Below are 19,609 nucleotides of genomic sequence, written 5' to 3'. Positions count from 1 at the left end.
CAATGCGATCCCGCGCGCCACGATGGCGGCGGTCGACTCGCCCATGCTACGTCAGGCCGGACCCCTAAAACGACGAACCCCGGCCAGGCCGGGGTTCGCGCAACGATCTTCGCAGGCCTTACTTGGCGGCGACGACCTTGGCCATTTCCAGGCACTTGTTGGAGTAGCCCCACTCGTTGTCGTACCACGACACGAGCTTGACGAAGGTGCCGTCGAGGGCGATGCCGGCATCAGCGTCGAACACCGAGGTGTGGGTTTCACCTCGGAAATCGGTGGCCACCACCTTGTCTTCGGTGTAGCCCAGGATGCCCTTCAGCGCGCCTTCGCTCTGTGCCTTCACTTCGGCGCAGATCTCGGCGTAGGTGGCTTCCTTTTCCAGCTCGACGGTCAGGTCGACCACCGACACGTCCGAGGTCGGTACGCGGAAGCTCATGCCGGTCAGCTTCTTGTTCAGTTCCGGAATGACCACGCCGACAGCCTTGGCGGCACCGGTGGAGGACGGAATGATGTTTTCCAGGATGCCACGGCCACCGCGCCAGTCCTTGTTGGACGGGCCATCGACGGTCTTCTGGGTGGCAGTGGCCGCATGCACGGTGGTCATCAGGCCGCGCTTGATGCCCCACTTGTCATTGATGACCTTGGCCAGCGGCGCCAGGCAGTTGGTGGTGCACGAGGCGTTGGAGATGATCGCCTGGCCGGCGTAGGTCTTGTCGTTCACGCCGAATACGAACATCGGCGTGTCGTCCTTCGACGGTGCCGACAGGATGACCTTCTTGGCACCGGCATCGATGTGCTTCTGCGCGCTGACCTTGTCCAGGAACAGGCCGGTGGCTTCGAGCACGACGTCGACGCCGACTTCGTCCCACTTCAGGTTGGACGGATCGCGTTCCTGGGTCAGGCGGATCTTCTTGCCGTTGACCAGCAGATCCTTGCCATCGACGGCTACGTCGGCCTTGAAACGGCCGTGCACGGAGTCGTACTTGAGCATGTAGGCCAGGTAATCCGGCTCCAGCAGATCGTTGATGGCCACGATTTCGATGTCGTCGCCGAAGTTCAGCACCGCCGAGCGCAGGACGTTACGCCCGATGCGACCGAAACCGTTGATACCAACCTTGATTGCCATGTTCTCAAGCTCCTGCAGCCGCGACAGGTGCGGCGGGGTGGATAGGGCCCACAAGTCTAGCAGGCCGGCCTTGACCACCGCCGGCCAAGGCCGACCCCGGGACGGCGGCCGGACAGGATTTGATCCGGATCAAAGCGTTAGCGCGGCGTGAGGCCGAGACTGGCCGCATCCACCCAGCAACGAGATCACCCCCATGCGCAAGACCTCCCCCCTGATCGTGGCCAGCCTGGCCGCCGCCCTGTCGCTGGCCGCCGCCCCGGCCATGGCCCAGTCCAAGGGCGACTGGACCCTTTCCGCCGGCGTGCACCAGGTCGCCCCGAAGTCGAACAACGGCTGGCTGGCCGGTGGCACCCTGAAGGTCGATGTCGACAACGACGTCAAGCCGACCATCACCGGTGAGTACTTCATCGCCGACAACCTGGGCATCGAAGTGCTGGCAGCGCTGCCGTTCAAGCACGACATCAACATCAACGGCCTGGGCCGCGTGGGCAGCACCAAGCAGCTGCCGCCGGTGGTCACCCTGCAGTACCACTTCAACAGCAAGGGCAAGGTATCGCCGTTCATCGGTGCAGGCGTGAACTACACGACCTTCTTCAGCGAAGACACCACCGGTGCGCTGGCCAGCAGCAAGCTGAAGCTGCAGGATTCGTGGGGCCTGGCCGCGCATGCGGGCATCGACTTCGCGATTGGCGAGAAGGGCGCCCTGCGCGTGGACATGCGCTGGATCGACATCGACAGCAAGGTGAAGCTGGATGGCGAGAAGATCGGCACGGTCAACATCGATCCGCTGGTCTACGGCGCGTCCTACGTCTTCAAGTTCTAAGGGGTTGTTTGGCGGGGGCTTGGCCCCCGCTTCCCCGCTACAGGCAAAACCCTCGCAGCATGTTGCCCCGGTATGTGTGTGCCGGGGCTTTTTTCGTCGTTCGACGCAACGACGCATCCACGCATGGCGTGGATCCAGCGAGGATCGCGTTCCTATTGGTCCGTCGCCACTTCCACCCGGTTGCGGCCGCTCTCCTTGGCGCGATACAGCGCCACATCGGCGCGTGCCAACGCCTGTTCAAGTGAATCGGCACCATCGTCGTGCCACCGTGCCACACCGATGCTCACGCTCACCACCGGCGCTGCGTCCGAATCGGCATGGGCAATCCCCAGCGCCTGTACCTGCTGCCGCAACTGTTCGAAGGGCGCCGATTCGGGCTGGCCAGGCGTCCAGTGGCCGAGGGCCACGAATTCCTCCCCTCCGTAGCGCGCCACTACCGAATCGGCAGCCGTCAGCTGTGCCGCCAACGTGGCCGCAACCGCATGCAGCACGTCATCGCCAGCCGGGTGCCCGTGATGATCGTTGTAACGTTTGAAATAGTCGATATCGATCATCGCAATGCGCAATGCGCCACGCGGATGCGGCCTGCGCAGATACCCCTGGAAGATCTGCTTCGCACGGCGATCGAACGCGCGTCGGTTGAGCAGCCCGGTCAGGCCATCGTGGTTGGCCATCGCATCCAGCCGTTGCTCGGCGATGAATGCAGCACGTGCCTGCCGCTCGGAAATGTAGCTGCCCATCATGCCGGCCACGTTGGTGGCCACCACGAACATCAGCGCCTCGGCCAGCGCCGGGCCATGTGGCAGTACGTGCACTTCGGCCGCCGCGAAGGCAAGGCTGATCACCGCGCCATTGATCGAAGCAACCTTGAAGCGCAACCCGCACAGGAAGTAGTTGAACAGCAGGAACAGGCTCACCCCTTCATAGGGATACCCTGTGACTGAACGGTGCGCCGTCCACACCATCGCCACCAGCGCCAGGCCGCTGCAGAGCACCATTGCACCGCCGATGCGCTGCTGATGGCGGCGCCACGGGGCCAGGAAGGTCATCATCACGCCGATCATCAGGGCCGGCAGCAGCAGGCCCAGGCGCCAGCGCAACACATCACCGCCGACATCGGCGGGCAACCACTGGCGGTCCAGCAGGATGAACAGGAGCGAGAATCCGGCGGCGATGGCACAGGCCCAGCGCATGCGCCAGAGCACCTGTGCATTGAAAGCGGCATCGAAGCCAGCCTCGTCCATGCGTACAGCGGTGATGCGCCTGTCCGTCGTGATCATTGCCGCCTCCCGTGCGTGGCCTGGATACCGTAGCGTCGCTGCGATCAAGAAGGCGTAGGCACTGCGATCAGGAACACGCCGCTTTCCATCAACGACCCAGGCACCTGCCCGCGGCTAGAATGAGCGGATGAAAGCACTGCACTCCCTGTTCCTCGCCGCCGCTCTCGCGCCGGCCCTGCTGGCCCTGTCCGCCCCCGCCCACGCCTGGGGCGCGCAAGGCCACCGCCTTGTCGCCGAAGTCGCTGACAGCCGCCTCACCCCGACCGCACGCACCGAGGTCGATCGCCTGCTCGCGACCGAACCCGGCGCCACCCTGGCCAGCATCGCGCCCTGGGCCGACCAGCTGCGCGCCAAAGACCCCGGCCTCGGCCGTCGCTCGGCCGGCTGGCACTACGTCAACATCGCCGAAGATGGCTGCCACTACGAGGCGCCGAAGCACTGCAAGGGCGGCAACTGCATCGTCGAAGCCCTGAAGGCACAGAGCGCGATCCTCGGCGACCGCAGCCTGGCCGATGGCGAGCGCCTGCAGGCACTGAAGTTCGTCGTGCACCTGGTCGGCGACATCCACCAGCCGATGCACGCCGGCTACGCGCACGACAAGGGCGGCAACGATTTCCAGCTGCAGTTCGGCAACCGCGGCACCAACCTGCACTCGCTGTGGGACAGCGGCATGCTCAATACCCGCAAGGTCGACGATGCCGGTTACCTGCCGGTGTTGCGCGCGCTGCCGGCGCCGAAGCTGGCACGCCAGTCCAACCCGCAGCGTGATCCCGTCAGCTGGGCTGAAGCCAGCTGCCGCATTTCCGTGCAACCTGGCGTTTACCCTGCCTCGCGTAAGATCGGCGACGACTACACCACGCGCTACCGGCCTGTGGCCGAAGCGCAGCTGCGACTGGCCGGTGAGAACCTGGCGCAGTTGCTGAACCGCGTGCTCGCCACACGCTGAGGAGTGTCCGATGTCGGTCCAGGTGCAATCGTTCTTCCACCGTGACAGCAATACCTTCAGCTACCTGGTCAGCGACCCGGCCAGCAGGGAGGCGGCGCTGATCGACCCGGTACTGGATTACGACCCGGATACCGACGCCAGCAGCGAATCGCCGGTACGCGCGATGCTCGATGCCATCGCGCAGCAGCAGCTTCACGTGCGCTGGCTGCTGGAAACCCACGCCCATGCCGACCACGTGTCGGCCGGGCGGCGGCTCAAGCAGCGGTTCCCGCAGGCGACGCTGGCGATCGGCGAAGGCATCCGCGCGGTGCAGGCCACGTTTGCACCGCGCTATGGGCTGGAACTGCCCGATGAGCATGCAGTCTTCGATCACCTGTTCGCCGATGGTGAGACGTTCGCACTGGGTGAGTTGCAGGGACGCATCATCGCCGTGCCTGGCCACACCAGCGACAGCATCGCGTACCTGATCGACGATGCTGTCTTCACCGGCGATTCGCTGTTCATGCCCGATGGCGGCACCGCGCGCTGCGATTTCCCCGGCGGCGATGCCGCGCAGCTGTACCGCTCGATCCAGCGCCTGCTTGCCCTGCCCGATGCCACCCGCGTGTTCGTCTGCCACGACTACGGCCCGGGCGGCCGCGATTTCGCCAATGAAACCACCATCGGCGAACAGCGCGCGCACAATATCCACGTGCATGACGGCGTGGGCGAAGCCGAATTTGTCAGCGTGCGTCAGGCGCGTGATGCGACGCTGGCAGAGCCAACGCTGATGCAGCCGGCGGTGAAGGCGAACATCCAGGGCGGGGCGTGAGGTCCGGGGGACGGCCATCAGAGAGAGGCGGCTATCCGATACTCACCTCGTGGTAGGTGGTTTCCTCCAACAGGTCATCCTGCGACGTTCCAACAAAGATCTCTCTCGACAGGACCCTGTTCTTACTGAACCGAATACGCACGTTGTAACTCTCCGAGGCGTCACCGCCCTGCAACATCAGGCTGCCGCCCTTAGGGCCGAGATCGATCTTCGCACTGGAAAGGTCCACCAGATCAAAATAGGCAGAACGCGGGACCGGCAAGGCCGCACCATTGACCCTGATCTGCAGCGATTGCACTCCTTTGCAGGGGCGTGCGCCTTCGCAGACTGCATGTCGGGGATCGTCGGCAGTTGTCGCGCGGATGCCCAGTTGTACTTCGACCTTCATGCCCGCGGATTGCGCCGTTACAAGTTCCGTTGGCTTGCCGCCGATATGTACTGAAACCGATGCAGCCGTCGAGCCGGATACCAGCATCAGCAAAAAAAGTAAAAGCGAGCGCTTCATCTGAGATCCCACTGTAGGAAGAACGGAGCAAAGGCCGGTATGGGATTCTCAATCCTTTGCAGATCTGCTTCCCTCAATCCAGTTCGCAATCCACAACCAGATCACTGCGCGTCAGAACGGGAAGCTTCGCTTCGAGGTCAGTCCCCATGAACTGCACGTAGATCAAGCCTTTCTGGTCTGCGCGTTTGGTGCCGAGCAGCACCCGGTCCTTCCCCCTCGAATGCTCCGTGCCGACCAGCACGAATCCACGGGTCGGGCTCAGGTCTCGATTCCATCGAATGCCATCGTAGGAAGGATGATTCCCGATGTAGACATCAATGTCCTTGCCAGCCAGCTTCAACAATCCCTGTTCAAAATCCAGTCCCGGGGCTTTCACCTGGTAGCTGTCACCGGCATGAAGGAAAATGCATACCCCGAACTCGCGGCTCATCGGAGTTGGAACGTCTCCACCGTGATCCCTAAAGGCACCGATGCAGCCCACGCTGGCCAGGAGAAGCACGGTTGTCCTGTTGGCTCGCACAGCCGCCCCCTCACGATGACATAGGCCTGCAGATCGCTGAATTACGCATCTCGTTCAGACCTGTCAAGAGCAAGAACAGCCCATGAGGGCCAGGTCCGAGGTTACTGGCAACGTTGCCGATGGACGTGCACCGGCCCACCCCATTCATTTCCCACGCGTGCGCACCACATGCTGGCCCTTCACGATCTCGAAGGTGAAGGCATACAGCAGGCTCACCGGCACCGGTTCGACGCGCTCGGCCCCTTCGCAGTCGCCACGGTCGCTCGGCACCTTGCCCGGTGCGAAGTGGCAGACGGCGGCGGCTGAATATTTCCACATCGACACCGCCTCCTGCGCCGCCTGCAGCAGAGGCGCATTCTCGCTTGCCGCGCCTGCTGCGCATTCGCTGCGGTCGGTCAGCGCCAGGCTTCGCTCGACAGCGCCTTCGGCATCAACCACCACCTGCAGGCAGATCGTGGTCGGGGCCAGCTCGGTGCGTGGGTCACGGTCACCGATCTGCGGCTCCGGCGCTGCATACAGCTGCGGCATCCGATAGCCTTCGGTTGCTCCCAGCGTGTACGCCTGCACCTGGCCGCTGCCCCCTTTTCCTTCCGCGTGCAGACGATGATGGCCGACGCTTTCATTGCGGGTGTCGACGGTGCTCAGTCGTTCCCGGGTAGCGCAGCCGACAAGCATCCCCGCTGCCATCAGCAGTGCGATGCGCATCACCTGGCGGTCTCCGTCACGTCGTCGCTCTCATCCATGGCGAAGGTGATCGGAATGCGCACGGCGCCCGCCACCGGCTTGCCGCTCCTCAGCGCCGGGCGGTAGGTCCAGCTTCGCGCTGCTGCGATCGATACCGCTTCGAACACACCCGGATTGGTGGCGCTCACTACACGCACATCGCTGACAGCACCCTGCGCATCAACGTCGACGCGGAGCACCACCACGCCTGTCTGGCTCTGCTCGACCGCGCTCTTCGGGTAGCTCGGTGGTGGCATCTTGTCGACCCGGATCTCCCGGTCCATGACGGCCACCGTTGGACCGGCCGCCATTGCGCCACTCTGGCTGGCCCACGCCACCGCCCCCATCCCCAGGCACAAGCCAACCACCAGTACCTGCCCCGATACCCACGGCAATGCCTTCCGCTTGGACTGCTGCAACATGGCGATACGCTCCTTCAACACGGGTTGGCTGCGCCAATGGCAGACCGCCGGCGCAACCGGGTGGACCAGCTGCGCCTTCAGCAGCGTGCTGGCGTAAAGGCCGCGCAGCGCGGGCTGCGGGGCAATGGTGCGGGCATCGCAGGCCAGTTCCTGGTCGCGCAGGAATCGACGTGCGGCCCATGGCAGCAGCGGGTGGAACCAGAACATCGCGCGCATCAGCAACAGCGCGCCGTTGGCCCAGTGATCGCCATTGCGACGATGGCTGCGCTCGTGCTGCAGGATCAGGCGCTGCTCCTGCGCGTTGAACTGCCGGTCGAAATCCGGGCCGACCACGATGCGCGGCCGCCACAGGCCCACCAGCGCCGGCAGCCCGGGATCGCCACTGGCCTGCCAGCTGCCATCGGCACGCGCCCGCAGCCCGCCCATGCCACGTTCGAAGCGACGCTGTGCGCGCAGGTCGCGCAGCAGGCAGAGGCCGGCGCCCAGTGTCCAAACCAGCAACAGCACCCAGGGCCATTGCAGTGACGCCGTTGGCAGGCCTTCCACTGCTTCGGGCACGACCTTCAGCGGCAAGGCCGGCACATGCTGCAGCAGCGCGACCTGCGGCAAGGGAAGCAGCAGCGCGGCCAGCAGCAGCGGCAGCAGCCACCAGCTGCGATACACCAGTCCGGCGCCGCCCAGTCGCACCAGCAACGGCCGCAGTACCGCCAGCAGGACTACGCCCAGCGCCAGCCACAGGCTTGCCCGCCACAGTCCGTCGAGCAGCTCAGTCATGGTCCAGCTCCTGGATCAGCTTCCTCAGTTCGGCGATGTCCTGCGCGCTCAGCTGGCCGCGTTCGCTGAAATGCGCCACCAGCGGCGCCACACGGCCTTCGAACACGCGCCCGATGAAGTCCTGGCTCTGCGCCTCCACCCACACCTGGCGCTGCAGCAGCGGTCGGTACAGGTAACGTCGGCCATCGCGCTCGGCGGCGATGGCGCCTTTGGTCAGCAGGCGGTTGAGCAGGGTCTTGATGGTCGGCTCGGCCCAATCGCGGTGGGCCAGTGCGGCCACGACCTCGTCGGCAGTTCGCGGTGCCTGCTGCCACAGCACCTCCATTACTACGGCCTCGGCTTCGCTGATCGGGGTCATGGTTTACATCCGTAATCGACAAACCGATTACGCGCGTAATCGAACTCTCTGTCAAGCCCCTCGACATGCGGTTCATCCACCCCGGACCAGCATCGAACCCACCGCCCACGGAGCCTGCATGAAGCCGCTGCGCAAGAAGGACTACCCCGTCGAGGACGCACGCCGCTTCCTGGAACCGGGCCCGATCGTGCTGGTCAGCACTGCAGCGCAGGGCCAGCGCAACCTGATGACGATGGGCTGGCACATGGTGATGGGCTTTTCGCCCTCGCTGGTGGCCACCTATCTGTGGAACGAGAACCACAGCTTTGCCCTCGCCCGGGACAGCGGCGAATGCGTGATCAACGTGCCGGGGGTGGAACTGCTGGACACCGTGGTCGACATCGGCAACTGCAGCGGGCGCGACGTGGACAAGTTCGACAGGTTTGGCCTGGATGCGGTGCCGGCGCGGGATGTGGGGGCGCCGCTGGTGGGCCAGTGCCATTCCAGTTTTGAGTGCCGCCTGCATGACGACAGCCAGGTCGAATCGAGCAATCTCTTCATCTGGGAAATCGTGCGCGCGCACGTGGCGCCGCGGCCGAAGCTGCCGCGCACGTTCCACTACCGCGGCGATGGCCAGTTCATGGTGTCCGGCGCCGAAGTCTCGCGTCGACGGCGGTTCAAGCCCGACATGCTGTAATGCCCGCACTCCCCCCCGAAGCAGGACCGCCCCGCATGACCGAACACCTCACCGACCTGGACGCCGCCGTTGACTGGTTGTTCGCGCGCGTGGACGGGCCGCTGCGGATCGGTGCGCCGCTGGCGCTGGGCAAACCTCACCGCCTGCTCAACGCCCTGTATGCGCGTGTCGAGCAGGACCCGTCGCGACCGCTGCAGTTGTACACCGCGCTGTCGCTGAACCCGCCCAAGGCCCGCGGCGACGGCCTGGAAGCGCGCTTCATGGCGCCGTTCGCGGCCCGCCATTTCGGTGAAGACTTCCCGCGCCTGGCCTATGCCGATGCAATCGCCCGCGATGCGTTGCCAGCGCATGTGCAGGTGGAAGAGTTCTACATGCAGTCCGGTGCACTGCTCGGTTCGCGGCAGGCGCAGTCCAGCTACACCAGCCTCAACTACACCCACGCTGCCGACGCCGTCGCCCAGCGCGCGCCGCAGGTGATCGTGCAGAAAGTAGCGATGCGCCCGGACGACCGGCGCCTGTCGCTGTCCTGCAACAACGACATCACCCAGGACACGCTGGACGCGATGACCGCACGCGGCCTGCCGCGTCCGCTGCTGGTCGCCGAGATCGATCCGCAGCTGCCGTACCTGGGCGGCACGGCCACGGTCGACGTGTCCTTCTTCGATCTGGTCATCACCCCGCCAGCGCCGTATCCGGCATTGTTCGGGCTGCCGCGGCAACCGGTGGCCGACGCCGACTATGCCATCGGCCTGTATGCCAGCACCCTGGTGCGCGACGGCGGCACGCTGCAGATCGGCATCGGCACCCTGGCCGATGCGCTCAGCCATGCACTGGTGCTGCGCCACACTGACAATGCGCGCTACCGGCGCGTGCTGGACGCGCTGGACCCGCAACTGGCCAGCCATCCGCTGGTACAGGAGATCGGCGGGCTGGACCCGTTCGAGATCGGCCTGTACGGCTGCAGCGAAATGCTCAACGAGGGATTCCGCCGCCTGGTGCAGACCGGCGTGATCAAGCGCAAGGTGCATGATGACCTGGCGCTGATGCAACGCATCGAGAATGGCAGCACGCTGTCCATCGACCACGCCACTCTGGAGGCGGAGGGCGAGTACCTGCACGGTGCGTTCTACCTCGGCTCATCCGAATTCTACGAATGGCTGCGCACCCTGCCCGAGGACGAATGCCGGGCGATCGGCATGCGCCGCATCAGCGAGATCAACCAGCTGTACGGCGGCAATGAAACGCTGGAACGCCTGCAGCGCCGGCACGCACGCTTCTTCAATTCCTGCATGATGGCCACCGCGCTGGGCGCAGCGGTATCCGATGCACTGGAAGACGGACGCGTGGTCTCCGGCGTTGGCGGCCAGTACAACTTCGTGGCGATGGCCCACGCGCTGCCAGAAGCGCGCAGTGTGCTGATGTTCCGCGCCGCCCGTGATGATCGTGGCCAGCGCGAATCCAATGTGCGCTGGAACTACGGGCACACGACCATTCCGCGCCACCTGCGTGACATCTATCTCAACGAGTACGGCATCGCCGACGTGCGTGGCCTGACCGACGACGACTGCGTGCATGCGATGGCGGCGATCACCGAAGCGCCATTCCAGGACGCGCTGCTGCAGCAGGCCTTCTCCGCCCGCAAGCTGGTAGCAACGGCACAACCGGATGCACAGCGGCAGCAGCGCAACACACCGCAAGCACTGGCGGCAGCGCTGGCGCCATTCCGCAGCGATGGCACCCTGCCCGATTACCCGTTGGGCAGCGATTTCACCGAGATCGAGCAGGTGCTGGTGAAGGCACTGGGCTGGCTGAAGGCCAACACGCAGACGCGCGGTAGCAAGCTGCGCACCGTGTGGGCCGCGCTGTGGCAGCCTGCGGGAGATGGCGACGCGGTGTACCTGCAGCGGATGGAACTGCAGTCACCCAAGGATTTAGGCGAGCGGTTGAACGCGCGTTTGCTGCGGCTGGCATTGGCGCGCACCGCATAGCCGCGCAGACGGTAGCGCCGGGCCACGCCCGGCGGATACAGATCAGTGCCAACCAAGGTTGGCACCTACCGTAGCAACGCGGCACGCTATTCTGTGCGGATGAACAACGATTCCCGTTTCCTGCATGACCTGCAACGCCGCCAGGCCGATGGCGAGCATCTTCGCTATCTCTGTTTCTGGGGCCACCAGCCGCCGCGCACAGGCGTGGCGGCATCGTGTTTCAGCCAGTGGTACGACGCAGGCTTCAACATTGATGGCGTGCACTACCCCACCGCCGAGCACTTCATGATGGCCGGCAAAGCGCGTCTGTTTGGTGCCACCGATATCCTCGACCAGGTACTGGCCAGCCACACGCCCGACAAAGTGAAAGCGCTGGGCCGGAAGATCGAGGGCTTCGATGAGGCGCTCTGGGCACAGGCGCGCTACGCGTTGGTGGTCGAAGGCAATCGGGCCAAGTTTTCGCAGAATGCGGCGTTGGGCGATTTCCTGCGTGCCACGGCAGACCAGGTGCTGGTGGAAGCCAGTCCGGTGGATTTCGTCTGGGGTATCGGCTTGGCCAAGGATCACGTCGACGCACACAATCCGGCGCAGTGGCGCGGATTGAACCTGCTGGGGTTTGCGCTGATGGACGTGCGGGACGCGATGTAACGTCCCTCCACGCATGGCGTGGATCTACTGCTGGTGGTTCAAGGCATCGGCGAGATAGAGACGCTTGATCGGAGGATGTTCCCGATGTTCTGCCTGCCATAGATCATAGGCCGCCTGCATTGCCAACCACATCCGCGCGTTGCCCAGACCAGCCAGTTCCAGGCGGTACGCCAGCTCTGCGGAAATGCCCGCATGGCCGTTGATGATCGTCGACAGCTGCCCACGTGAGTACCCCAGGTGGAGCGCGAGTGCACTTATGGTCATGTTGATCGCGGGCAGGATGTCTTCACGTAGCGCTTCCCCAGGATGGGGCGGGTCATGCAACGGCATCGGATAGCTTCCTAGTGATAATCAAGGTAGTCGACCAGTTCAACATCGAGCCCGCGGAAGCGAAAAACCAGTCGCCAATGGGCTGACACGCTTACCGACCAGTAGCCCTTGTAGCTTCCGCGCAGTGGGTGCAGACGATTGCCTGGCAGTCCCATGTCTCCAGGAGTATGTGCCTGGTCCAACTGATGAAGCAGGCGCCGCAAGCGTGCGACATGATCAGCGCGGACACCTGATGCGTCACCTCGCTCATAAAGTGCCTTCAGTCCCTTGTGCTGGAAGCTGACGATCACCTGAGTACACTGTAAGGCATCACCTTACATTCCGCAATTTGCACATTCATCCAGCGCATGCCCCTCGAGATCCAGAAACGGGCTCGCTCTTGACGCGACCACCCTGGGCTCCTGTTCTCGCAGGGAATGCCATCCGGGCGGAAGAGGCCATCGCGTCATCATCGCCACGATGGTCGGCAATTCCACAGAACGGTCGTCGTTGCCGGCCGGAAAACGAGAAAGGCCGGCTTGCGCCGGCCTTTCCCTTTCCTGCTTCGCAGCGGGGCTTACAGCGCCTTGGCTGCTTCCACCACGTGTGCGGTGGTGATGCCGAAGTGCTGGTACAGCTTGTCGGCCGGGGCCGAGGCGCCGAAGGTGTCGATACCGATCACTGCACCGTCCAGGCCGACGAACTGGCGCCAGAAACCGGTGACACCGGCTTCGATCGCCACGCGCTTGCGCACGGCGTTCGGCAGCACCGATTCGCGGTAGGCCGCATCCTGGCGCAGGAACACATCAGTGGACGGCATCGAGACCACGCGGGTCTTCAGGCCGGCCGCATCCAGCTGGGCCTTGGCTTCGGTGGCCAGCGAGACTTCCGAACCGGTGGCGATCAGGATCACATCCGGGGTGCCGGCGGCATCAGCCAGCACATAGCCACCGCGCTCGATCTGGGCGATCTGCTCGGCGTTGCGCGGCTGGTGCGGCAGGTTCTGGCGGCTGAACACCAGGCAGCTCGGGCCGTCCTGGCGGGTGATCGCAGCCTTCCAGCTCACTGCAGACTCGACCGCATCGCACGGGCGCCACACGTCATTGTTCGGGATGTAGCGCAGCGAGGCCAGATGCTCCACCGGCTGGTGGGTCGGGCCGTCTTCGCCCAGGCCGATCGAATCGTGGGTGTAGACGTGGATGGCGTGGGCCGGGATCAGCGCGCTCATGCGCACGCCGTTGCGGGCGTAGTCGCTGAACACCAGGAAGGTAGCGTCGAACGGAATGAAACCACCGTGCAGGGCCAGGCCATTGGCGATCGCGGTCATGCCGAACTCGCGCACGCCGTAGTACACGTAGTTGGCGTTGGCGTCGTCGCTGGCGACGGACTTGCTGCCCTTCCACAGGGTCAGGTTGGAGTGCGCCAGATCAGCCGAACCACCGACGATTTCCGGCAGCAGCGGCGCGTAGGCTTCGATGGCCAGCTGCGACGCCTTGCGCGACGCAATGGTCTGGCCTTCAGCGGCGACCTGGGCGATGTAGGCATCGGCCTTGGCAACGAAGTCGGCCGGCAGCTCGCCGTGCGAGCGACGGGTCAGCTCGGCGGCTTCGGCCGGGTACTGTGCAGCGTACTTGTCGAACTGCTGTTCCCACTCGGCCTGACGCAGGGTGCCGGTACCGCCGGCACGCCAGCCGGCGTAGATCTCTTCCGGAATCTCGAACGGGCCGTAGTTCCAGTCCAGCGCCTTGCGGGTGGCTTCCAGTTCGTCCTTGCCCAGCGGTGCGCCGTGGCTGGATTCCTTGCCGGCCTTGTTCGGCGAGCCGAAACCGATCGTGGTGCGGCAGCAGATCAGGGTCGGCTTGTCGTCCTGCGACAGGGCGGCTTCGATACCGGCCTTGATGCTCTCCGGATCGTGACCATCAACGCCGCGGACCACGTTCCAGCCATAGGCCTCAAAACGCTCCGGGGTGTTGTCGGTGAACCAGCCCTCGACGTTGCCGTCGATGGAGATGTGGTTGTCATCCCAGAAGCAGACCAGCTTGTGCAGACCCCAGGTGCCGGCCAGCGAGGCGGCTTCGTGGGAAATGCCTTCCATCAGGCAGCCGTCACCCATGAACACCCAGGTACGGTGGTCGACGATTTCCAGCTCCGGGCGGTTGAAGCGCTGTGCCAGCAGCTTCTCGGCCAAGGCAAAACCGACGGCGTTGGCGAAACCCTGGCCCAGCGGACCGGTGGTGGTCTCCACGCCCGGGGTCTCGTGACGCTCCGGATGGCCAGCGGTGTGGCTGCCCAGCTGGCGGAATGCCTTCAGCTGCTCGATCGGCAGGTCATAGCCGCTCAGGTGCAGCAGCGCGTACTGCAGCATCGAGCCGTGGCCGTTGGACAGCACGAAGCGGTCGCGGTTGAACCACTGCGGGTTGTTCGGATTGTGACGGTGGTAGTCGTTCCAGAGGACTTCGGCGATGTCGGCCATGCCCATGGGCATGCCGGGGTGGCCGGACTTTGCGGTTTCAACCGCATCGGCGGCGAGGAAGCGGATGGCGTTGGCCAACTGGCGACGGGTAGGCTGCGTCATGGTTCTGTCGGAATCGGGAGGCGGCCGCGGAACTGCGGGCGGCCTATTGTCCCACAGACGCCGGGTGGGGTCAGGCCAACAAGGAGGGTAGTGCCGGCCGCTGGCCGGCAACGCCTTGATCTCCGCTGGATTCCGCATATGAAAAGGGGTCGGAGCCTATTCCTTGCGGAAAGGCCCCGACCCCGTTCAGGCGTTGCCTGGCTCAGTTGTCCAGACGGGCCGCAGCGGCAGCTGCCTCGGCCGGGGTGTCCGCGGCTTCACCCTTGGCCACCAGGGTGGTCAGGGCCAGGTCGCCGGTCACGTTCAGCGCGGTGCGGCACATGTCCAGGAAGTGGTTCACGCCCAGGATCAGGCCGATGCCCAGCGGATTGACGCCGACCATCGCACAGATCATCGCCACCACCGGCAGCGAGCCGGACGGCACGCCGGCGGTACCGATACCACCGAGGATGCAGACCGCCATCACCATGACCTGCTGGCCGATGCTCAGGTCCACACCGAAGAACTGCGCCAGGAAGATCACCGTCACACCCTCGAACAGCGCGGTGCCGTTCTGGTTGGCGGTGGCGCCCACGGTCAGCACGAAGCGCGACACGCGCTGCGGCAGGCCCATCTGGTCGGCCACACGCAGCGCGGTCGGCAGCGTGGCGTTGCTGGAAGCAGTGGAGAAGGCCATCACCGTCGCTTCCTGGGTCTGCCGGAAGAACGCCAGCGGCGAACGCCCCGACAGCCACACCGCAGTGCCGTAGGTCACCACCATGTGCAGGCCCAACGCCAGCACCACCACGCCCACGTAGGCACCCAGGCGGATGATCAGCTCGAAGCCGAACAGCGCGGCCAGGTTGAACATGAAGCAGGCCACGGCATACGGCGCCAGGCGGATGACCAGGTTGATCAGGGTCATCGAGATTTCGAACACGCCTTCAATGGCGCGACGCAGCGGAGCCACCTTGGCCTCGTCGGTCAGCACCATGCCGATGCCGAACATCAACGCGAAGAACATCAGCGACAGGATCGCGCCATTGTCGGACGCGGCCTGCAGCACGTTGCTCGGCACGATCGACAGCAGCATGTCCATGCCCTTCGGCGTGCCATGGATGCCCGCCACGATTTCCTTGCTGCGCTCGGCGTTCTCCGACAGCATCAGCGCGGCCACCTGCGGGTCGACGCCTGCGCCGGGCTTGAGCAGGTTGACCAGCACCAGGCCGATACCCACTGCAATGCCGGACAGCAGCACGGTGTAGGCCAACGTCTTCCAGCCGATGCGGCCGAGCGCGCGGATGTCGCCCATCTCCGACACGCCCATGATCAGCGCCGAGAAGATCAGCGGCACGATCAGCATGAAGATCAGGTTGAGGAACAGGCCCGAAGCCGGGGTGGTGACGTAGTCCATTACCCACTTGGCACCGGTCTGCAGGCCTTCGACGCTGCCGCCCAGGGCGTGCACGATCAGTCCCAGGACCAGGCCGATCGCAAAGCCGATGCCCATCTTCCAATGCAGGGGCAACTTCTTCTTGTCGGCAGCAGCTGCTGTCATGCGCGGGATTCCTCGAAAAATGAATCTACTCTAACAAAGCGCGCAAGCCGCGCCGGTTCAGGGTTGCCGCGGCGGATACAGCGGCGGCAGCCCAGTGTCGACGGTGCCGCTGGCGGCCGACCAGTGCGGTCCGTCACGGAAGCTTTCGCGCAGACGGGCCCGCAGCGCGGTGACATCGCCCGTCCCGCCCCAGCGCGCCTGCTGCAACGCCTGCAGGGTCTGCCGCTGGGCCGGGTCAGCCAGGCGCTCGATCACCTGTTCCAGGCGCTCCACGCCCGCCATCGAACACAGCAGCGCCTCCACCTGGTCGAAACCCTCGCCATCGATGGCCCGACGCAGTTCGGCCACGCTGGCACGCGACGACGTTGCAGGCGCAATGGCCCCTGGCCGCGGCACCGGGGTAGTGCGGGTAGCCGCGTGGCGGCCACGTCGCCATCCCCATGCCAGGGTCAACAGCCACAGCAGCGCCAGGCCAGCGGCGGCGGCCATCCACGGCCACGGCCGGGTACCGGCTGCGGTCGGCGCAAGAGAGGATGCAACGGCAGGTGCGGCGTCCTCCGGCAGCGCGGCATCGGTATTGATCGCCTGCGCCACCGGCGCGCCGGCCCGGCCCGCGGCCACGGCCAGCTGCAGATCCGGCAGGCTGGCCTGCTGGGCACTGCCGCTGTCCACATTCCACCATGCCACGCGCGGCCCGGGCACGCGCAGAGACCCAACCTGCCGCGGCACGATCGAATAGCGTCGAGTGATCTTCAGGCGGGGTGTACTGCCGTTGAAGGTCTCTTCGTACTGGGCCGGTTCGGCGAACACCTGTGCGGCGTCGCCGAGGTCGGGCACGGGCAGATCGGTGAACTGGGCCCGGGTGGCGCCGTTGGCGATCGCTTCGACCACCACGGTGGCCGCTTCGCCCGTGCGCGCGCTGCTGGGTGCGGTGGTGTAGCGCAGCTGCAGGCTGTGCAGCGGCAACCACGGCTGCACGGCCTGCGCCGGTTGCGCCTGTACCTGCAGCGTGCGTTCGGCGCCGACGGCATTCATGCGGCCATCGCCACCGTTGCCGAAGAAGTCATCGAAGAAACCGCCCGCACTGCGCCCGGTGAAGCGCGCGCCAGGTACGCGCAACGCGCCGCTGCGCTCGGGGATCAGCAGGAAGCGACGTTCGACCACGTTGTAGCGACGGCCATTGACCTGACGCACGTCGCTGCGGTCCTCGCCCACCCGCTGCAGCGAAGCGCCACTGGGGGTGTCGAGCACCAGTTCGCCCGACGCCAGCTGCGAGGCGAAGTACAGCCGGACCACCACGCCCACGCTCTGCTGAACATAGGGCGTAGGGTCATCCACCTCGGTTTCGATGAAGGCCGTGGCATTGCTCTGCGGGGTCGCCACCACCGCATCACTGACCTGCAGCGCCAAAGGTGCCGTGCGTGCGTTGCCTACCTGCAACGGGGGTACCTGCAACGTACCGGTGCGGCGCGGCGTCAACGCAACCGTGTAGAGGTTGCGTTGCTGGACGCCGCCATTGCTCCACTGCACCTGGCGATTGCTGCTCTGTGCGCTGAGCGAGAAATCGGCATTCAACGGCGCATAGTCCGGTGCGCCCTGATCGGTCTCGATGTGCAGGGTGACCGTATCACCGGCGGCGATGCTGTCCTGTTCCAGCCAGGCGCGCGTCTGCGCCATGGCCACCATCGGCAGCCACAGCAGCAGCATCGCCAGCACAGGCAGAGGCCACCGGAATTGCCTGCTCGCCATGCCTGTCATCGCCCTTCCCTCTTTCTACGTTCGTTTTCCAACTGGAACTTGGCCCGCAGCAATGCGCCCGGATCATCCGGCACGCGCCGCATCCAGGCCTCCACGGCCTGCTGCTCCTCGCGCTGTTGCGGCGTGCCGCCATCACCGCGCACTGCCGTCTTGCCGGCTTCACCGGCGCGCGCCTGCTGCAGGGCCTGCTGCATGCGCTGGCGCTGCTGGGCATCTGCCTGCGCCTGGGCCTGAGCGTCGGCTGCTTGCGGCGGTTCCTGCTTGGTGCCCTGCTGGCCGGAACCCGCAGACGCTGGATTCTGCTGACCCTTCTGGCCCTGCGGTTGTTGCTGGCCTTGCTGCGGCTGATTCTGTTGGCCTTGTTGGCCTTGTTGGCCTTGTTGGCCCTGTTGGCCCTGTTGGCCCTGTTGGCCTTGTTGGCCCTGCTGGCCCTGCTGGTTCTGCTGCTGCCCCTGCTGCGGCTTCTGCTGTCCCTTGCCCTGCCCTTGGCTGTTGCTCGACGGCGGTTTGCGCTTGCGCGCGGCATCGACCACGGCACGGTTGGCGACGGCGTCGGCCATCTTCGGGTGGCGCGCCAGTGCCTTGTCATAGGCGGCGATGGCGCCGTCGTAGTCACCTTGGCGGGCGAGCACATTGCCGAGGTTGTACCACCCCGCGTCGCTGTCGATGCCTTCGAACTGCTTGCGGGCCGTGGCGAAATCGCCTTGACGGTAGGCCTGCACGCCCGCGGCCAGGCGCGCATGCTCACGCTGGTCGGCACGCTCCCACAACGTGCCTGCTGCCGGTGCCGACGCGCGCGGCTGCGCCTGCAGCTGCCCGCTCAAGGGCAGAAGCCCCACGGCCAGCACCACCGCCAGCACCGCGCGACGGCGGAATGCCAGCAATGCCAACAGCATCATCGGCGGCAACAACCAATAGCCTTCGTCCTGCCATTGCCGGGCCTGCCCAGGCCGCTGCAGTGCGCCGCCATCGCTGGCATCGAGCACATCCAATGCCTGCAGGTCACGGTCATCGCTGGCGATGCGCTGGTAACGCCCGCCGCCTGCGGTTGCGACAGCGCGCAGGCTGGTTTCGTCCAGCGCGGCCTGTGCGATCTGGCCTTGTCCGTCGCGATAGGCGGCGCCGGACGGCGTGCCCAGGCCCAGCACCGACACCTGCAGGCCGAGGCCATGCGCCTGCGTTGCCGCAAGCACTGCTTCGCTGTCAGCCTGGTCGCTGACCAGCAGGATCCGCCCGCGCAGGGCACCGGTCTGGCGCAGCAACTGCACCGCCCAGTCGATGCCACGGTCGGCGCGCTGGCCATCACGCGGCATCACCTCCGGCGACAGCGCGTCCAGGTACAGCGCCACGTTGGCCGCGTCATCGGTCAACGGCGCTACGGTATAGGCGTCTTCGGCATACACCACCAAACCCACCTGCCCACCTTGACGGGCGCGCAGCAACGCACCGATCTTTGCCCGCGCCTGCAGCAGGCGCGAAGGTGGCAGATCGGTCGTGGTGATGCGGCTGGACAGATCCAGCACGACCACCAGCGGCGCGCTGGCCTGATAGACCGGCTGTGCCTGCTGCCGCCAGCTGGGGCCAGCCATCGCCAGTGCAGCCAGGGTCCAGCCCAGCAGCAACGCCCATGGCAGGCGGGCGCGTCGCTTCCCCTCGCCCGCCAACAGGTGCGACAGCAGATGGGCATCGACCGCCTGCCGCCACGCATCGCTGCGTCGCTGCCGGTAGATGGCTACCGCTACGATCAACGGCAGTGCCGCCAGCATCCACAACCATTCCGGGCGCAGGAAATGCAGCGCGCTCCAATCGAACGTGCTCCAGTCGGGCATCTTC

The 19,609-nt window shown here is 65.6% G+C and carries 19 protein-coding genes; 6 read left to right on the top strand and 13 right to left on the bottom strand.

The window, feature by feature from the left end:
* Positions 1 to 118 precede the first annotated feature (118 nt).
* On the bottom strand, positions 119 to 1,123 hold the full coding sequence (gene gap / locus HUT07_RS03535; protein WP_025874252.1) for a type I glyceraldehyde-3-phosphate dehydrogenase: 1,005 nt from the start codon (positions 1,121 to 1,123) through the stop codon (positions 119 to 121).
* Positions 1,124 to 1,316: 193 nt separating this feature from the next.
* Between gap and HUT07_RS03530 the strand changes: the two genes are divergently transcribed.
* Positions 1,317 to 1,946 (top strand): OmpW family outer membrane protein, encoded by a 630-nt coding sequence (locus tag HUT07_RS03530; RefSeq protein WP_176019759.1) that lies wholly within the window; start codon positions 1,317 to 1,319, stop codon positions 1,944 to 1,946.
* Positions 1,947 to 2,098: 152 nt separating this feature from the next.
* On the opposite strand, the gene HUT07_RS03525 is transcribed toward HUT07_RS03530, so the two are convergent.
* Entirely contained in the window at positions 2,099 to 3,226 is a 1,128-nt protein-coding gene (locus tag HUT07_RS03525; protein ID WP_176019758.1) for a GGDEF domain-containing protein, read from the bottom strand.
* 127 nt (positions 3,227 to 3,353) lie between these two features.
* Here HUT07_RS03525 and HUT07_RS03520 point away from each other — a divergent pair, with 127 nt between their 5' ends.
* Together HUT07_RS03520 and HUT07_RS03515 are read left to right on the top strand one after the other, a co-directional pair.
* Positions 3,354 to 4,172, top strand: a complete 819-nt coding sequence (locus HUT07_RS03520; RefSeq protein ID WP_176019757.1) for a S1/P1 nuclease — start codon at positions 3,354 to 3,356, stop codon at positions 4,170 to 4,172.
* Positions 4,173 to 4,182: 10 nt separating this feature from the next.
* Complete coding sequence (locus tag HUT07_RS03515) at positions 4,183 to 4,983, top strand: MBL fold metallo-hydrolase (protein WP_176019756.1); 801 nt, start codon at positions 4,183 to 4,185, stop codon at positions 4,981 to 4,983.
* Positions 4,984 to 5,014: 31 nt separating this feature from the next.
* Here the strand turns inward: HUT07_RS03515 and HUT07_RS03510 are convergent, their stop codons facing one another.
* The 5 genes from HUT07_RS03510 to HUT07_RS03490 all read right to left on the bottom strand — a co-directional run bounded on the left by HUT07_RS03510 (position 5,015) and on the right by HUT07_RS03490 (position 8,285).
* On the bottom strand, positions 5,015 to 5,488 hold the full coding sequence (locus HUT07_RS03510; RefSeq protein WP_176019755.1) for a hypothetical protein: 474 nt from the start codon (positions 5,486 to 5,488) through the stop codon (positions 5,015 to 5,017).
* A gap of 73 nt (positions 5,489 to 5,561) precedes the next feature.
* Complete coding sequence (locus tag HUT07_RS03505; protein ID WP_176019754.1) at positions 5,562 to 5,918, bottom strand: hypothetical protein; 357 nt, start codon at positions 5,916 to 5,918, stop codon at positions 5,562 to 5,564.
* Between the two features lie 234 nt (positions 5,919 to 6,152).
* Positions 6,153 to 6,713 carry a hypothetical protein gene (locus tag HUT07_RS03500; RefSeq protein ID WP_176019753.1) on the bottom strand — a complete coding sequence of 187 codons (561 nt, stop codon included), beginning with the start codon at positions 6,711 to 6,713 and terminating at the stop codon, positions 6,153 to 6,155.
* Positions 6,713 to 7,927 carry a TonB family protein gene (locus tag HUT07_RS03495; protein ID WP_176019752.1) on the bottom strand — a complete coding sequence of 405 codons (1,215 nt, stop codon included), beginning with the start codon at positions 7,925 to 7,927 and terminating at the stop codon, positions 6,713 to 6,715. Before HUT07_RS03495 ends, HUT07_RS03500 begins: the two co-directional genes overlap by 1 nt.
* On the bottom strand, positions 7,920 to 8,285 hold the full coding sequence (locus HUT07_RS03490; protein WP_176019751.1) for a BlaI/MecI/CopY family transcriptional regulator: 366 nt from the start codon (positions 8,283 to 8,285) through the stop codon (positions 7,920 to 7,922). The genes HUT07_RS03495 and HUT07_RS03490 overlap by 8 nt, the downstream gene beginning before the upstream one ends.
* Positions 8,286 to 8,403: 118 nt before the next feature.
* Here HUT07_RS03490 and HUT07_RS03485 point away from each other — a divergent pair, with 118 nt between their 5' ends.
* From HUT07_RS03485 to HUT07_RS03475, 3 genes are all read left to right on the top strand, one after another.
* Positions 8,404 to 8,961 carry a flavin reductase family protein gene (locus HUT07_RS03485; RefSeq protein ID WP_176019750.1) on the top strand — a complete coding sequence of 186 codons (558 nt, stop codon included), beginning with the start codon at positions 8,404 to 8,406 and terminating at the stop codon, positions 8,959 to 8,961.
* A 35-nt stretch (positions 8,962 to 8,996) separates the two neighbouring features.
* A complete protein-coding gene (locus HUT07_RS03480; protein ID WP_176019749.1) occupies positions 8,997 to 10,949 on the top strand; it encodes an acetyl-CoA hydrolase/transferase C-terminal domain-containing protein in 1,953 nt (650 codons plus the stop codon).
* 99 nt (positions 10,950 to 11,048) lie between these two features.
* The gene (locus HUT07_RS03475) at positions 11,049 to 11,597 is read left to right on the top strand and encodes an NADAR family protein (RefSeq protein WP_176019748.1); all 549 of its coding nucleotides are present in this window, start codon (positions 11,049 to 11,051) and stop codon (positions 11,595 to 11,597) included.
* 24 nt (positions 11,598 to 11,621) lie between these two features.
* Here HUT07_RS03475 and HUT07_RS03470 read toward each other — a convergent pair whose 3' ends face one another.
* The 6 genes from HUT07_RS03470 to HUT07_RS03445 all read right to left on the bottom strand — a co-directional run bounded on the left by HUT07_RS03470 (position 11,622) and on the right by HUT07_RS03445 (position 19,605).
* Complete coding sequence (locus tag HUT07_RS03470) at positions 11,622 to 11,927, bottom strand: HigA family addiction module antitoxin (RefSeq protein ID WP_176019747.1); 306 nt, start codon at positions 11,925 to 11,927, stop codon at positions 11,622 to 11,624.
* Positions 11,928 to 11,938: 11 nt separating this feature from the next.
* Positions 11,939 to 12,217, bottom strand: coding sequence for a type II toxin-antitoxin system RelE/ParE family toxin (locus HUT07_RS03465; RefSeq protein ID WP_176019746.1), 279 nt, complete (start codon positions 12,215 to 12,217; stop codon positions 11,939 to 11,941).
* 266 nt (positions 12,218 to 12,483) lie between these two features.
* On the bottom strand, positions 12,484 to 14,481 hold the full coding sequence (tkt, locus tag HUT07_RS03460) for a transketolase (RefSeq protein WP_176019745.1): 1,998 nt from the start codon (positions 14,479 to 14,481) through the stop codon (positions 12,484 to 12,486).
* Positions 14,482 to 14,683: 202 nt separating this feature from the next.
* Positions 14,684 to 16,018: a dicarboxylate/amino acid:cation symporter gene (locus HUT07_RS03455; RefSeq protein ID WP_176019744.1), complete on the bottom strand. Its 1,335-nt coding sequence runs from the start codon at positions 16,016 to 16,018 to the stop codon at positions 14,684 to 14,686.
* 57 nt (positions 16,019 to 16,075) lie between these two features.
* On the bottom strand, positions 16,076 to 17,776 hold the full coding sequence (locus HUT07_RS03450; RefSeq protein WP_176019743.1) for a BatD family protein: 1,701 nt from the start codon (positions 17,774 to 17,776) through the stop codon (positions 16,076 to 16,078).
* The gene (locus HUT07_RS03445) at positions 17,773 to 19,605 is read right to left on the bottom strand and encodes a tetratricopeptide repeat protein (protein WP_176022467.1); all 1,833 of its coding nucleotides are present in this window, start codon (positions 19,603 to 19,605) and stop codon (positions 17,773 to 17,775) included. The genes HUT07_RS03450 and HUT07_RS03445 overlap by 4 nt, the downstream gene beginning before the upstream one ends.
* Positions 19,606 to 19,609: the final 4 nt, after the last annotated feature.

This window comes from Stenotrophomonas sp. NA06056, assembly GCF_013364355.1.
In the GTDB taxonomy this organism is placed as follows: Bacteria; Pseudomonadota; Gammaproteobacteria; order Xanthomonadales; family Xanthomonadaceae; genus Stenotrophomonas.
This window is presented reverse-complemented; position numbering and strand designations above follow the sequence as displayed.